At 69.2% G+C, this 13568-nt stretch carries 9 protein-coding genes and 1 pseudogene; 7 read left to right on the forward strand and 3 right to left on the reverse strand.

Annotated features, from left to right (window positions below; all coding sequences use genetic code 11):
* Positions 1 to 227 (reverse strand): annotated as a pseudogene (locus tag ABZ833_RS45330) (DNA primase); the annotation flags it as partial.
* Positions 224 to 1339, reverse strand: a complete 1116-nt coding sequence (locus tag ABZ833_RS45335; RefSeq protein ID WP_361059903.1) for a bifunctional DNA primase/polymerase — start codon at positions 1337 to 1339, stop codon at positions 224 to 226. The gene ABZ833_RS45335 and the pseudogene ABZ833_RS45330, both read right to left, overlap by 4 nt.
* Before the next feature lie 3901 nt (positions 1340 to 5240).
* Between ABZ833_RS45335 and ABZ833_RS45340 the strand changes: the two genes are divergently transcribed.
* The 3 genes from ABZ833_RS45340 (at position 5241) to ABZ833_RS45350 (ending at position 7753) form a co-directional block, all read left to right on the forward strand.
* Positions 5241 to 6167: an AAA family ATPase gene (locus ABZ833_RS45340; protein ID WP_361059906.1), complete on the forward strand. Its 927-nt coding sequence runs from the start codon at positions 5241 to 5243 to the stop codon at positions 6165 to 6167.
* Entirely contained in the window at positions 6164 to 6802 is a 639-nt protein-coding gene (locus ABZ833_RS45345) for a hypothetical protein (RefSeq protein WP_361059908.1), read from the forward strand. The genes ABZ833_RS45340 and ABZ833_RS45345 overlap by 4 nt, the downstream gene beginning before the upstream one ends.
* Before the next feature lie 177 nt (positions 6803 to 6979).
* Positions 6980 to 7753 (forward strand): alpha/beta fold hydrolase, encoded by a 774-nt coding sequence (locus tag ABZ833_RS45350; protein WP_361059925.1) that lies wholly within the window; start codon positions 6980 to 6982, stop codon positions 7751 to 7753.
* On the opposite strand, the gene ABZ833_RS45355 is transcribed toward ABZ833_RS45350, so the two are convergent.
* Positions 7750 to 9144 (reverse strand): NDP-hexose 2,3-dehydratase family protein, encoded by a 1395-nt coding sequence (locus ABZ833_RS45355; protein WP_361059910.1) that lies wholly within the window; start codon positions 9142 to 9144, stop codon positions 7750 to 7752. The two genes, ABZ833_RS45350 and ABZ833_RS45355, sit on opposite strands and share 4 nt — an antisense overlap.
* 135 nt (positions 9145 to 9279) lie before the next feature.
* Here ABZ833_RS45355 and ABZ833_RS45360 point away from each other — a divergent pair, with 135 nt between their 5' ends.
* The 4 genes from ABZ833_RS45360 to ABZ833_RS45375 form a co-directional block, all read left to right on the forward strand.
* The gene (locus tag ABZ833_RS45360) at positions 9280 to 10341 is read left to right on the forward strand and encodes a glucose-1-phosphate thymidylyltransferase (protein ID WP_361059913.1); all 1062 of its coding nucleotides are present in this window, start codon (positions 9280 to 9282) and stop codon (positions 10339 to 10341) included.
* 198 nt (positions 10342 to 10539) lie between these two features.
* The gene (metK, locus tag ABZ833_RS45365; RefSeq protein ID WP_361059916.1) at positions 10540 to 11763 is read left to right on the forward strand and encodes a methionine adenosyltransferase; all 1224 of its coding nucleotides are present in this window, start codon (positions 10540 to 10542) and stop codon (positions 11761 to 11763) included.
* Between the two features lie 91 nt (positions 11764 to 11854).
* A complete protein-coding gene (locus ABZ833_RS45370) occupies positions 11855 to 12868 on the forward strand; it encodes a carbohydrate kinase family protein (protein ID WP_361059919.1) in 1014 nt (337 codons plus the stop codon).
* Positions 12865 to 13568 (forward strand): homocysteine S-methyltransferase family protein (locus ABZ833_RS45375; RefSeq protein ID WP_361059922.1); only part of this gene is annotated, 704 nt, incomplete at its 3' end. The genes ABZ833_RS45370 and ABZ833_RS45375, both read left to right, overlap by 4 nt.

A 13568-nucleotide genomic window follows, 5' to 3' on the forward strand; every position in this document is an offset into this window, starting at 1 on the left:
CCCGGCACATGCCGGTAATCATTGGCATACAGCTTCACAAACAACTTCGCATTCCCACGATCCGACAACGTGTCAGGCAACAACCCATCCACGGATACCGGCACGTCCGACGACGGGGCGTCGGCCTGAGCGGGCAGGGGGACGGCACCGGCTCCGCGGATCTGGGCGGCCACAGCGGCGGAGTCGAAGCCGAAGAGCGTGTCGTTGCTGGGGATGGGGGAGGTCACAGGCATCCTCCGTCGGCGTAGAGGGGCCGCTTGAGTCCTGCGGTCAGTCCGCTGACGATGATCTGTTCCGAACGCCTCTCCTGCCCCGGGCGGGCGGCCGCGGCGGCCTCGCGCAAGGCCTGCTCGGCCGCCTCGCGGGACAGCCTGTCGGCGCCGATCAGGCCGCCGAGGGTGAAGGCGGCCCGGTTCAGGGCGTCGGAGAAGCCCGCGCCTTCGGGCACACGGCCGCACTCCTCGACCGGTGCCAGGATCGCGGCGAGGGTGTGCGCGGCACGCAGGCGCCCTCCCCCGGCGGCCACCACTGCCTGCTGGGCACGGGGCGGGACGGGGCGGGGAGCGGGGATGTTGGGCGCGGGCAGGTGTCCGGTGCGTTCCAGCTCCTGGGCCAGCCACTGGGGCAGCGCTGCCGGTTCCCGGACCTCCCCGATGGGGGTGTAGGTGCCGGCGTCGGTCGTGGTGCCGGGGGCGATGATGTAGCCGCCCTGGGCCCTGATGTCGACCTGCCAGGCCAGAGCACGGCCCTGGCCCGAGCCGGTGGAGCACTGCCAGCGGCGGTAGTCCTCCGCCCGGTACCAGACGTGCAGTCCGCCCGAGGGGGTGCGCACACGCAGGGTGGAGGCGTCCTCGGCAGGGCTGGGCCGGTCGCGCAACGCGGCAAGGACCGCCAGCGCGTGATAGCCCGTGGTGAGGCCGGTGAGGTCGATGTGCTCGGCGATGGGGATGCCCGGCAGGATGCGGTGGCGGCCGGGGGGAGGCGCGTCGTGGGCGTCGACGTCGACGACGACCAGGCCTGCGGGCCCGCAGGCCACCCCGACGCCGAAGTCCGGCTGTGCGGTCCACCATCGCTGGATACGACGCTGGTCGAGGGTGGCGGCGTGGAAGCCGTGGCACCAGCGACCGGCGGGCAGGCAGGGGCAATCGGCCGGTGCGTGGGGGGTGTTGCGGCAGCGGTCGCAGTTGCGTGCGGGCGTCTTGCGGCCCGGCGTCAAAGGGTGCACCGGCCAGCCCCGGCGGGCGCACCACAGCGCTGTGGCCAACGGGGAAGCGGCGGCCGCGGGATCGAGGGCGGAACGTCGCGAGTCGCTGGGGGGAAAGCGCAGCTCAAAGGGCATGAACATCTCCTATCAGCGACCGAAGCGACTCAACGGCAGACACAGACTAGCGAACGTGCCGGGTGGGACTGGGAAGCATGGTCAAACAGCCGTGTTGGCCGTGTCGACAAAACGGCCTGATGGGGAGCCAGCGACTGGCGGGAGTCGGCGCAGCGACTGAGCGGCTTTCGGTCGCTGCGGCCCGGGTCTGTAAAACCGCAGGTCAGCGATATAAGCACAGCAAAACAGCGACTGAAGCGACTGAAGGTCTCTATCTATGACGCACACGAGTACACCTAGACGGCTTCATATATGCGGCAGTTGAGTCGCTTCAGTCGCTGATCCTTCTTGCAAGCGCCTCTGACCTGCGCTTTCTCCGAGCTACTCAACAGCTACCGAAGTTCGCCCAGTAGCTGGCCTTCAGTCGCTGGGCCCGATAGGAGCCCCGGAGGGCAGCGACTGAAGAACGGGCGGAGCTACTGAAGCGACTCTCGAGCAACGCTCAAGCGACTGAAGCAGCCGGGCGACGGCCGTGACCCGGACGGGGCTTTGCCTTGCAGGCTTGCTTGTTGCTCTGAGGGAGGCTCAGCGGTGAGGAGGCTTGCCCAACCGTCGCCCAATCTCACGGAGGAAGCCGCAGAAGAGATAGGGGCACCCCTCTCCCCCAGTCAGGCCTCGGCCTCTGTGCGGCCAGTTAGGGGTGGAGAGGGGCATGGTGGCCGCACAGCCGGAGCGGCATCGCTTCCCCGGAGTACCGGAACGGCTCAAGTAGATCAACTTTCAACGAATTCTGTCAGCGCGATCGAGACCGCTCGTCGGATGCGTCGAAATCCGGGTTCTGACGGCTCCTCATGGCTGTCGTGGAGGTCAGCACCAGAGGTGGGTCCTGGGCGGCCGGCCGTCCTCCTGCCGGTGACACTCCCCCGCCCTGGCTCTCCGGGGCTGCGAGTCGAGGCTTCTCGGGCCCAGTTCTCGGGGTGCGGCGTGCAGGCAGTCTCCAGGGGTGGTGGAACCGCTGGGCGGAGCAACGTCCGTACGGTCTGGCCTCTCGCGGCCCTCCCCCGGCCGGGCGCCTGGCCCTCCTTGCCGGCCCTGCGCTGACTCCCCGGCAGGACACCGCATCACGCCGACAGACGGGTCTGCGCGTGAACGGACAGAGGTCCGCCGCATCAACCTGGCCCGCGAGAGACACTGCCCCAGCTGCCGGGTGCCGAGGCGTGATGATCCCCGGGAGAGGAATCCCCCCTGTCGCGTGTGCTGCCGAGGACGAGCGAGGCGGACCATCCGGCGAGCCGAACTGGACGAGCACTTGGCCGTGAGGAGCCTTGCTCTCCCCACCGGGGCGCGTGCGGATCGAGGAGAGCTGCTGGGCGAGTGATCCGCGCCGTGCCGACCAGTCCGGTCGGCACGGTGGCCTGGTCCGAAGACCTGGCGGCGCCGAGGGCGGAGAGGGGGCGGGTGCCGTGCGCCGGCGTCGTCAAGGGCGGCGCACTCGGGCAGTACGAGGGGCTCCTCAGCACCCCGCAGTCGACCAGCAGCATTGGCTCCTCAACCAGGCCACGTCGCGGACTCCTCGCCCAGCCGTGCACCGCCTGGCCCGCTTGTGTCTGCCCTCCGGCTGTTGTCGGCAGGGCTGTGCCCGCGGGGCGAACTCGTGGCAGGAGCAGGTTCGCCGCGCGGCAGAGCGATGCGGAATCCGGGATGCGGTGGCGGTTGGGGAAGGCCATGGCCGGTGGGGAGAGGCGGTGAGTCGCCTGGGTCGCGCGCCGAGGGCGTGACCGTTCGTGGGTGGTCGCAGGAACGCGGGCGGCAAGGATGATGAGGCGGCGTAAGTCCTGGAGTGAAGACGGCCGATCCCGGCCACTCCCCCGGTTGGATGCTATGGGAACGAGCGCTTCGTAGGCCTGTAGGACCTGTGTGCCTGCGACCTCGGCATCGATCAACCGGCGGCAGTTGCACGCGAGCTGCTGCGCGTTGCCCGTACCGCGTATGCACGAAAGCGGTGGCGGGTTAGGCATGTGCCCGAACCATGCGTCCTCGGATGCATCGTGAACGTGACGCCTTGGGTGCGTAGTCGAGGCGCACCGTCAACCCTTGTGCCGTTCCGCACACGCTGCCCTCGAAGCTGATGCGGCGAGACGCGTGGCCGTGAGGCTGACGGCACGAGGCGCCGTCAGATGATCGGTGCCAGTAGGAGTATGGGTGGCGCTCTGTCGCCTTGGTCATGGCCTGTCGAGGGCAGGACTCAGCGCTGAAGCGAGAGAGCCATCCTGGATGGGCACTGAGGGGCAGACCCGCTTGAGGCGCCGGAGGAAGCCAGGGTCGAGACGAGCCGATGAGGGTGGCGAGTTGCTGCCCGAGAAGAGGGCGAGATGGCCCGTCGTCGACTATGCTCATGACTGACTTCTTGAGGTAGAAAATGGCCTCTGACCAGCCACAATAAACATCTCTGCAAACATCGCTCCAAGCTTGCATGCAACTAAGGACGAAGGGGTTCTTGTGCACACTGTTCATCACCTGGAGGTGGACTCGCTCGAAGGTCTGTCTCCAGATGTTGAGCTGGGTAGTGAACCGGGTGTTGAACGATGCCTCTGTGCGCGCTGGAATGCAGGCCTTCTTCGAGGCGTTCAACAAGGCCTGCATCTGTGTCTGTTTGCAGGCCGGTCGATGGGTCAGGTCGTAGACGGATTCCTGCGCTGGCAGGAGGACCTGGCAGCTGGTCGAGTCGTCGGCCGAGGCGCTGGGTTGTTTCCTGGCCTACGTGACGGCGCGGGCATCGATCCGCCGGTCTGTCCGCAGTGCCACCTGCATCGCCGCCTGTGCACAGGCCAGGGCAACGGCACACAGGCTTGCTCGGACACGGACCCGTCGCTCCCCATGCGTGTGTGTGCGGTATTCGGCGCGGTGCCTCATGCGTACGCAGCCTGGTGCCGTAGCAGGCTCTGTGGCCTGATGTCAGACCGGCATGTGGGTGGGGATGGAGGCCGGTCTCACCGCCGGACACCTGGCAGGGTTGGATCCTTGGTGCTGTGTACGCGTACACACAAGACGCTCTGCCGGGCACACGACAGGCAGGGAAGCAGGGACGCACGTCGGTCTGTGCGAAGGCGCGTATGCATGAACTGGAGCAGGTGTCAGCACTGGTGTGTGCGCCAGGTGCCAGGTCAGCCTCACGGCCCAGATGGCCATGTGTCTGGCGGTGCATCCGCAACCGCGCCTCTGGGTAGGGGTGCCGGGCAGGGGACTGGCAGGGCGGCGGGTCTGCCCCTCTGCTCGCAGGCGGGCAGGTGTCACAACAGGCCTACAGGCCTGTACACAAGTCGAGTTCGTGGCGTACGTGCCCGTACGCCACGAGAGGTGCCCTGCTAGTTGCAGGCGGGTTGGCACGCTCGTGGGAGCCACAGCGGAACCGCCTGGTGGCCTGCTCGCTGATGCGGCGACAGGAAGCGTTGCACGCTCGCACTGGAACGTGCCGACAGGCATCCCGGTGCGTGCAACTCCATGCCATGTTGCCCATATGACGGTGTGTCGATAGGTGAGGGTTCTGATCTCCCTGGTAGTGTGCACACTCCCTTGTGACACGACTGCTCTGGAGGTGACCGTCTTGGTGGAGATATCAAGTGGTGTCTCTGCACTACAGTCGACGCGTACAGCAGCGAAGATCTACGCGTGCTCGGCGGTCAGGGGAACAACCACCGCAACCGCGGTCACACATGCTTGTGTCCCATCCCGGATTGCTCGGTTGACCTGCAAGGCAGGGGATCAAGGGCCGGTTTCAGGGCCCGATCGGCGCTCTCGGACCCTACCCAGACCCTCTCTTGGGACCCTGCGGAGCGCAGGATCGTTCTGAGCGAACTTTTAGCTATCCGAACCAGCTCAAATAGGACACATCTTGTCCCGGCCTGAACCAGAGTGAGGACCCATGGCCAGCCCTTTCGAAGCACCTGACGCGCAGGCGCAGCAGCCCGGCATCCCCTGGGCGGCTCTGTCGCACATCTTCATGTTCGGCAACGGCAAGGGCGGCGTCGGCAAGTCTTCCGTCTCCGCGAACGCCGCGGGCAAGGCGGCGCGCAGCGGTCTGCGGACGCTCATCATCGACTGCAACGCGCAGGGCAACATCGCGCGCGAGCTCGGGTACAAGCGGGCCGAGTGGAACGACGGGGGAGCGGGGCTGCTCGAATCGCTGCGGACCGGCGCGCCGCTCACGCCGCGCGAGAACGTCCGGGAGAACCTCGACGTCGTCATGGGCGGCCCCGCGCTCGGCGACGAGTTCGGGATCTTCTTCCACACGCTGCTCGCGAAGGAAGGCCCGCACGCCTATCTGCGGCTGCTGATGTGCCTGCTGCCGATCGCGAACCGGTACCAGATCATCATTCTCGACACCCCGCCGGAGAACCCGTCGTTGCAGCGCCTCGCGCTCTCCGCCTCGCGCTGGCTGGTCATCCCCGTCAAGAGCGACGGTGGTGCGGAGGACGGGCTCGCGCAGATCGGGCTCGAGTTCTCGTACGTCAAGTTCGTCAGCCAGATCAACCCGCACATCGCGCTTCTTGGGGTGCTGCTCTTCGACACCGGGCGCACGTACACCGGGATCCACGCCGACGTGCGGCGTCAGGTGCAGAAGGTGCTGGGCGAGGAGGCCCACATGTTCAAGCATCTGATCGGGCACACGGAGTCGGTGGCACGGCTCGTGCGCAAGCGCGGACTCCTGGTGCAGGAGCTGGCGGAACGACGGGCGAACGGCGATCGGTCGATCCCCGAGACCGCCGAGGGGCTTTCCGCAGACTACGAAGGATTCACCGAAGAGATGTTCGCCAGGGCGCTCGAACTGAGGAAGGAAGCCGCGGCATGACACCGCCGAAGAACAAGAAGGCCCCCGTCGACCACGACGACGAGCAGACGATGTCCGACGAGGGCGTCGGCAATCTGTTCAGTGGGGGAGCGCCGTCGTCCAACGCGCTCGCGGGCTGGGCCACCCCGCAGACCTCGACGCCGGCCGCCGCTCCGCTCCAGCCCGCTCCGGTGCAGCCGCACCCCGCTCCGGTGGCGCCCGTGGCCGTCGTGCCGTCGCCGACACGCGAACTGGTCGAGGAGCCGCCGCAGGCCGTCAACGATGCGGACACCGCAAGGCCGGTCGGCTTCTACGTCTCGACGAACGTCGCCAACCGCTTCCGGAAGCTGGGCAAGCAGAGCGACCTGACGCACACACAGATCGTGTTCCTCGCCGTCGAGGCGGCTGTCGAGAAGGGCCTCGCCCAGGTCGTCGAGGACGCGCGCAGGGCGCCCAAGTTCCAGTCCAAGCTGTTCGCCGTGGCGCCCGACAACACGGACCTGCGCGGCCTGGGGCCCGTACAGCTCCAGTACAAGCCGACGCGGGCGCAGCGCGCGGTCATCGACGGCCTTGTGGCCGAGTCGGGGCTCCCGGACCACACGAAGTTCCTGGCCATCGTGCTGGACCAGTACCTGCCGGGGCGCAGGGACGCCTGAGCCCGATGCCGCCGCGCCGGTGAAGCCGGTGAAGCCGGTGGTGCCGGTGGTGCCACTCCAGCGAAGCTCGAGTACACGCGATTAGAGCTGGGTGCACCACAGTGGCACGACCGTCATGAAGGTCGCGTGCCGCAGGACGCTTCCCGAAAGGAACCTCTGGCCGTGCCTCAAGCCCCGGTGCAGTTCGGAACATGGGTCCGCCGATTCCATCCGGCGCCGGACACGCGGACCCGCCTGCTGTGCCTACCGCACGCCGGCGGGTCCGCGAGCTTCTACGTGCCGCTGTCCAGGGCGCTGGCGCCCGCGGTGGACGTGCTGGCGGTCCAGTACCCGGGACGGCAGGACCGCTACAACGAGCCGAACGTCAGCAGCATCGCCGAGCTGGCCGACCAGATCTTCGAGGCGGTACGCCACCTCGACGACCTGCCCCTGGCCCTGTTCGGGCACAGCATGGGCGCCGTCCTCGGCTACGAGATCGCGCTGCGCCTGCAGGACGCCGGCCTCCCCGCGCCCGTACGGTTCTTCGCCTCCGGCCGGCGGGCCCCCTCCCGTGACCGCGACGAGCGGCTCCATCTGGGCTCTGACGCGCAACTCCTGTCCCAGATCAGCAGGTTGGGCGGCCCCCACGTGGAGATGCTCGCCGACCCGGAGATACGGGAACTGGTCATGCCCGCGATCCGCAGCGACTACCACGCCGCGGAGAACTACCGGCACACACCGGGCCGGAAGCTGACGAGCCCGGTGACGGTCCTGACCGGGGACAGCGACGCCCGGGTCTCGATCGACGAGGCGACGGCCTGGGACGAGCACACCACCGGCCCGACGGAGCTCCAGGTGTTCCCGGGCGGCCACTTCTTCCTCGTCGACCAGATCACGCCCGTGTCAGGGCTCGTCGCGGACCGCCTGGCGCACCGGGACGTCGGCCGCCGGGGGGCCGCGTCCGCGGCCTAGCGCGTCGCCAGCGTCAGGGCCGTCATCAGACAACGGGCCTGCACATTGAGGTAGTTGCCGTGCCGCAGCAGTGCCTGCGCCTGCGGCACCGACACCCAGCAGAAGTCCGGTGGCAACTCGTGCGTGCCCGCCCCGGCCACCTCGTCGTCCCCGGCCAGCTCGACGATCAGATTGCGGGTCACCGCGTGGTGGAAGCGCCCGCCCTCCTCGGACTGCTCGGTGTCGAACAGCACCCGCCCGGCACGGGGCGCGAGCAGCGTGTCCAGGAACTCGGGGCGGTGCGCACCCCGTCCGTGCAGATGACGGGTCGAGCACTGCACCGTCGGCCCGAACTCGGCCACGTTCAGGCTGCCCGCTTCCACCCGGGCCCGCAGCAGCACGTGCGGCAGCCCGTCGATGCGCCGTACGAGCAGCCCGGCGAGGCCCGCCACCGGGGCGAGCAGCGGTTGGGACCAGCGGGCCACCTCGCGCGCCTGTGCCTCCACGGTCACACCGAGCACCGTGAAATGCCGGCCGTCGCGCCGCCCGATGGCGTCCCGGGTCCGCCCCCACGCGCTCGTGGCGTCCTCCAGGACCTCGCGCAACGGAAGCTGCTCCTGAGTCAGTTCGTAGCGGAACCGGGCGTCGGCCAGGACCGAGAGCACCTCGGCGAACGAGTGCTGCGCGTCGTCCTCGCCCACCGGGGCCGGTTGTCCGCCACGGCGCGCGAGCTGCTGTGGGGGCAGCGCCGACAGGACCGTACGGCTGTCCATGTTCACCAGGTGGTCGCGGAGCAGCAGGGCGCCGACCTGACGCAGCGACAGCCAGCGGAACCCGTCGAGGGCGGGCACGTCGTCGTCCGTCATGACGACCACGTTGCGGTTCCGCTTGTGCAGGAACCACCAGCCCTGTTCGGACTGGAGCGAGTCGGCGAGCACCCGCCCGCCGCGCCGGTCCCCGGTGAAGTACTCCGTGTACGGCACGGGGCGGCCCCGGTGCACGCCCGTGAAGTTGCTGCGGGTGGCCTGCACGGTCGGCGACAGCTGCAGTCCGTTGAGGTTGCCCGGCTCCATCTTGGCCTGCAGCAGGCAGTGCACCTCGCCGCCGGATTCCTTGAGCAGCATGCCGAGCAGACCGACCTCGCGCTGCACGATGACAGGCTGGGTCCAGGTGTGCGGCCGCTGCCCGTCGGTGCCGAAGTCGGTGGTGGTGCGCAGCCCGGAGACGGAGAAGAAGCGGCCGGACGAGTGCACCAGGTCGCCGGTGTCCCGGCAGAAGCGCCAGCCCGGCAGGGTGTCGAGCGGCGCGCGCCGCACGGCGTAGTGATGCCTGCGGCGCTGCTGGTCCAGCCACCGGTCGAAGGAGGCGTCCCCCGGCTCGGTGAGAGGCGGTGCGGTCTTCGATGAGGCCATGCGGGCATGCTCCACGCCCGCGCTCGAGGACCGGTCGACGACGGCACGACCGCCCGTCGAGCCCTCACCCCGGGTGCCCGGCGCTCCGGGCTGCGTCAAGCTTTCCTTGAGGAGCCGTCAGCACACTTGCGGAATATGAAGGCGCTCATACTGTCAGGGGGGACGGGGTCCCGGTTACGCCCCTTCACCCACTCGACCGCCAAGCAACTGCTGCCCGTAGCCAACAAGCCCGTGCTCGCGCACTGTCTGGAGAACATCCGCGACGCGGGCATCACCGAGGCGGCCGTGATCGTCGGCACCCACGCCGCGGAGATCTCCCAGGTGATCGGCGACGGTTCCGCGTTCGGACTCGACCTCACCTATCTGCACCAGGAGCAACCGCGGGGGCTCGCGCACTGCGTGCAGCTCGCGGCCGACTTCCTCGGCGACGACGACTTCGTCATGTACCTGGCCGACAACGTGTTCGCGGACGGGATAGCGCAGGCGGCGAAGGTCTTCGCCGCCGAGCGTGCCGACGCGCTGCTCCTCGTGCAGCCGGTGGCCGATCCGCGTGCCTACGGGGTGGCCGAGGTCGGCGCCGACGGCCGGGTGCACCGCCTGGTCGAGAAGCCGGCCGAGCCCGCCAGTGACCTCGCCGTCCTCGGCGTCTACTTCTTCACCTCCCGGATCCACCGGGCGGTCACCGGGCTGCGCCCCAGCGGCCGCGGCGAACTGGAGATCACCGACGCCATCCAGCGTCTCGCCGACGACGGCGCGCTGGTGCGCGCCGAATGCTACGACGGCTACTGGAAGGACACCGGGAAGGCGGAGGACCTGCTCGACTGCAACCGGGAACTGCTCGGCCGGCTGACCGGGTCCGACGTGCAAGGGGACATCGACGCCGCCAGCACCCTGAGCGGCCCGGTCGTGATCGAGCCGGGAGCCCGGGTGCGCGGCAGCCACCTGGTGGGCCCGCTGGTGATCGCCGCCGGGAGCACCGTGACCGAGTGCACCGTCGGACCGTACGTCTCCGTCGGCCGCGACTGCGTTCTGCGGCGCTCCGCCGTAGCCGACTCGATCCTCCTGGAGGGCGCCGCCGTCGACGGCGTCCCCGCCCTCGACCACTCGATCATCGGCCGCTGGGCCCGGATCGGCCGTTCCACCGCCGGGCACCAACTGCTCGTCGGTGACCATGCCAACGCGGAGGTGGCGGCATGAAGTCACGCGTGGGCGAGCTCGTCCACGCATGACCGCCCACGTATGACCGTCCACGCATGACCGTCCGCGCATGACCGTCCGGGAACGGGCACTCCGACGAGGCGCGAGTGGCAGGCGAGTCACTCCCAGGAGAGTGGCACCGCCGTGCCCCCGTTCTCCCGTCGTACCGCATCCCACCTACAAGAAATCTGGAGAACCATGTCCCGTCGCCTGTTCACCTCGGAGTCCGTGACCGAGGGCCACCCCGACAAGATCGCCGACCAGATCAGCGACACCATTCTCGACGCGCTGCTGCGCGAGGACCCCACGTCCCGCGTCGCCGTCGAGACGCTCATCACCACCGGCCAGGTGCACGTGGCCGGCGAGGTCACGACCAAGGCGTACGCGCCGATCGCGCAGCTCGTGCGCGACAAGATCCTCGAGATCGGCTACGACTCCTCGACCAAGGGCTTCGACGGCGCCTCCTGCGGCGTATCGGTCTCCATCGGCGCACAGTCCCCGGACATCGCGCAGGGCGTCGACACGGCGTACGAGAACCGGGTGGAAGGCGCCTCTGAGGGAGGCAAGACGGACGAGCTCGACCAGCAGGGCGCGGGCGACCAGGGCCTGATGTTCGGCTACGCCAGCAACGAGACCCCGAACCTGATGCCGCTGCCGATCGAGCTGGCCCACCGTCTCTCGCGCCGTCTGACCGAGGTCCGCAAGGACGGCACCGTCCCCTACCTGCGCCCGGACGGCAAGACCCAGGTCACCATCGAGTACCAGGGCAGCCGCCCGGTCCGGCTCGACACGGTCGTGGTCTCCTCGCAGCACGCGAGCGACATCGACCTGGGCTCGCTGCTCACGCCCGACATCCAGGAGCACGTCGTGGAGCACGTCCTCCACGGACTCGCGGAGGACGGCATCAAGCTGGAGACCGAGGGCTACCGCCTCCTGGTCAACCCCACCGGCCGCTTCGAGATCGGCGGCCCGATGGGCGACGCCGGCCTGACCGGCCGCAAGATCATCATCGACACGTACGGCGGCTACGCCCGTCACGGCGGCGGCGCCTTCTCGGGCAAGGACCCGTCCAAGGTGGACCGCAGCGCCGCCTACGCGATGCGCTGGGTCGCCAAGAACGTCGTCGCCGCGGGCCTCGCGGAGCGCTGCGAGGTCCAGGTCGCGTACGCGATCGGCAAGGCCGAGCCGGTCGGCCTGTTCGTCGAGACCTTCGGCACCGCGACCGTCCCGCAGGCCGACATCGAGCGGGCCATCGCCGAGGTCTTCGACCTGCGCCCGGCCGCCATCATCCGCGACCTCGACCTGCTCCGCCCGATCTACTCCCAGACGGCCGCCTACGGCCACTTCGGCCGCGAACTGGCCGACTTCACCTGGGAGAAGACCGACCGCGCCGAGCGACTCAAGGCCGCGGCCGGACTCTGATCCGCCCTCCACCCACCCGACGGCCGGCCCCACACCGGCCGGCCGACCAAGGGCCCTAGCCCCGGCCCACGCGCCCAACGGGAGTGCTCACGTGCGTATCGCCGTGTCCGGCTCGATCGCCACGGACCATCTGACGGTGTTTCCCGGCAGATTCACGGACCAGCTGGTCCCCAGCCAACTGCACCATGTCTCCTTGTCGTTCCTCGTCGACGACCTCGAAGTGCGGCGCGGCGGCGTCGCCGCCAACATCGCCTTCGGGCTCGGCGGCCTCGGCCTTGCACCGCTCCTGATCGGCGCGGTCGGCACCGACTTCGGGCCGTACGAGGTGGCGCTCAAGGAGCAGGGCGTCGACACCGGTGGCGTCCTGGTCTCCGGCCAACGACAGACCGCCCGGTTCATGTGCACCACCGACCAGGACGCCAACCAGATCGCCGCGTTCTACGCGGGCGCCATGACCGAGGCGCGCGACATCGATCTGACCGCCCTGATCGGGGACGCTGACCCCGACGCCCGGCCGGACCTGGTCCTGATCGCGCCCAACGACCCCGAGGCGATGCTCCGCCACACCCGGCAGTGCCGGGAGCTCGGCATCCCGTTCGCCGCGGACCCCTCGCAACAGCTCGCCCGCCTCGACGGCGCGCAGGTGCGTGACCTCGTGGACGGCGCCCGCTGGCTCTTCACCAACGAGTACGAGGCCGCCCTGCTGCTCGAACGCACCGGCTGGACCCACGACGACGTGCTCGACCGGGTCGGCACCTGGATCACCACGCTCGGCTCTCAGGGCGCCCGCGCTCAATGCGCCGACGGCACCTCTCTTCTCGTTCCCGCCGTGCCCGACGCCCCGGTCGTCGACCCGACCGGCGTGGGCGACGCGTTCCGGGCCGGTTTTCTCGCCGCCACCGCCCGGGGCCTGCCGCTGAGGGCCGCGGTACGGCTCGGCTGCGCGGTCGCCGCCGAGGTGATCAGCACCGTCGGCTCCCAGTCGTACGACGCCACTGCCGACCGTCTCCTCGCCAATCTCACGGCCGCTTACGGCGCGGACGCCGCCGAGGAGATCTCGCCCCACCTGGTGGCCGTCACCCGCGAGGGCGGCGACAGCTCGTGACCGCGTCTCCGGAAACCCTTCGCGAAGCCCTTGCCACCCGTGTGGTGGTGGCCGACGGGGCGATGGGCACGATGCTTCAGGCGCAGGACCCCACTCTTGAGGACTTCCAGAACCTTGAGGGCTGTAACGAGATCCTGAACGTGACCCGGCCGGACATCGTGCGTTCGGTCCATGAGGAGTACTTCGCCGTCGGTGTCGACTGCGTCGAGACGAACACGTTCGGCACGAACTTCGCCGCGTTGAGTGAGTACGACATCACCGAGCGGAACTTCGAGCTTTCCGAGGCGGGTGCGCGGATCGCCCGTGAGGTGGCCGATGAGTTCACCGCGAAGACGGGTCAGCAGCGCTGGGTGCTGGGTTCGATGGGGCCGGGCACCAAGCTGCCGACCCTGGGCCACGCCCCGTACACGGTGCTGCGTGACGCCTATCAGATCAATGCCGAGGGCATGATCGCGGGCGGCGCGGACGCGCTCCTGGTGGAGACGACGCAGGATCTGTTGCAGACCAAGTCGGCGATCCTGGGCGCCCGCCGCGCCCTGGAGGCCACCGGCACGAATCTGCCGCTGATCTGTTCGGTGACGGTGGAGACCACCGGCACGATGCTGCTCGGTTCGGAGATCGGTGCGGCGCTGACGGCGCTGGAGCCGCTGGGTATCGACATGATCGGCCTGAACTGTGCCACGGGTCCGGCCGAGATGAG

Origin of the sequence: Streptomyces sp. NPDC047525 (assembly GCF_040643025.1) — a bacterium.
In the GTDB taxonomy this organism is placed as follows: Bacteria; Actinomycetota; Actinomycetes; order Streptomycetales; family Streptomycetaceae; genus Streptomyces; species Streptomyces durmitorensis.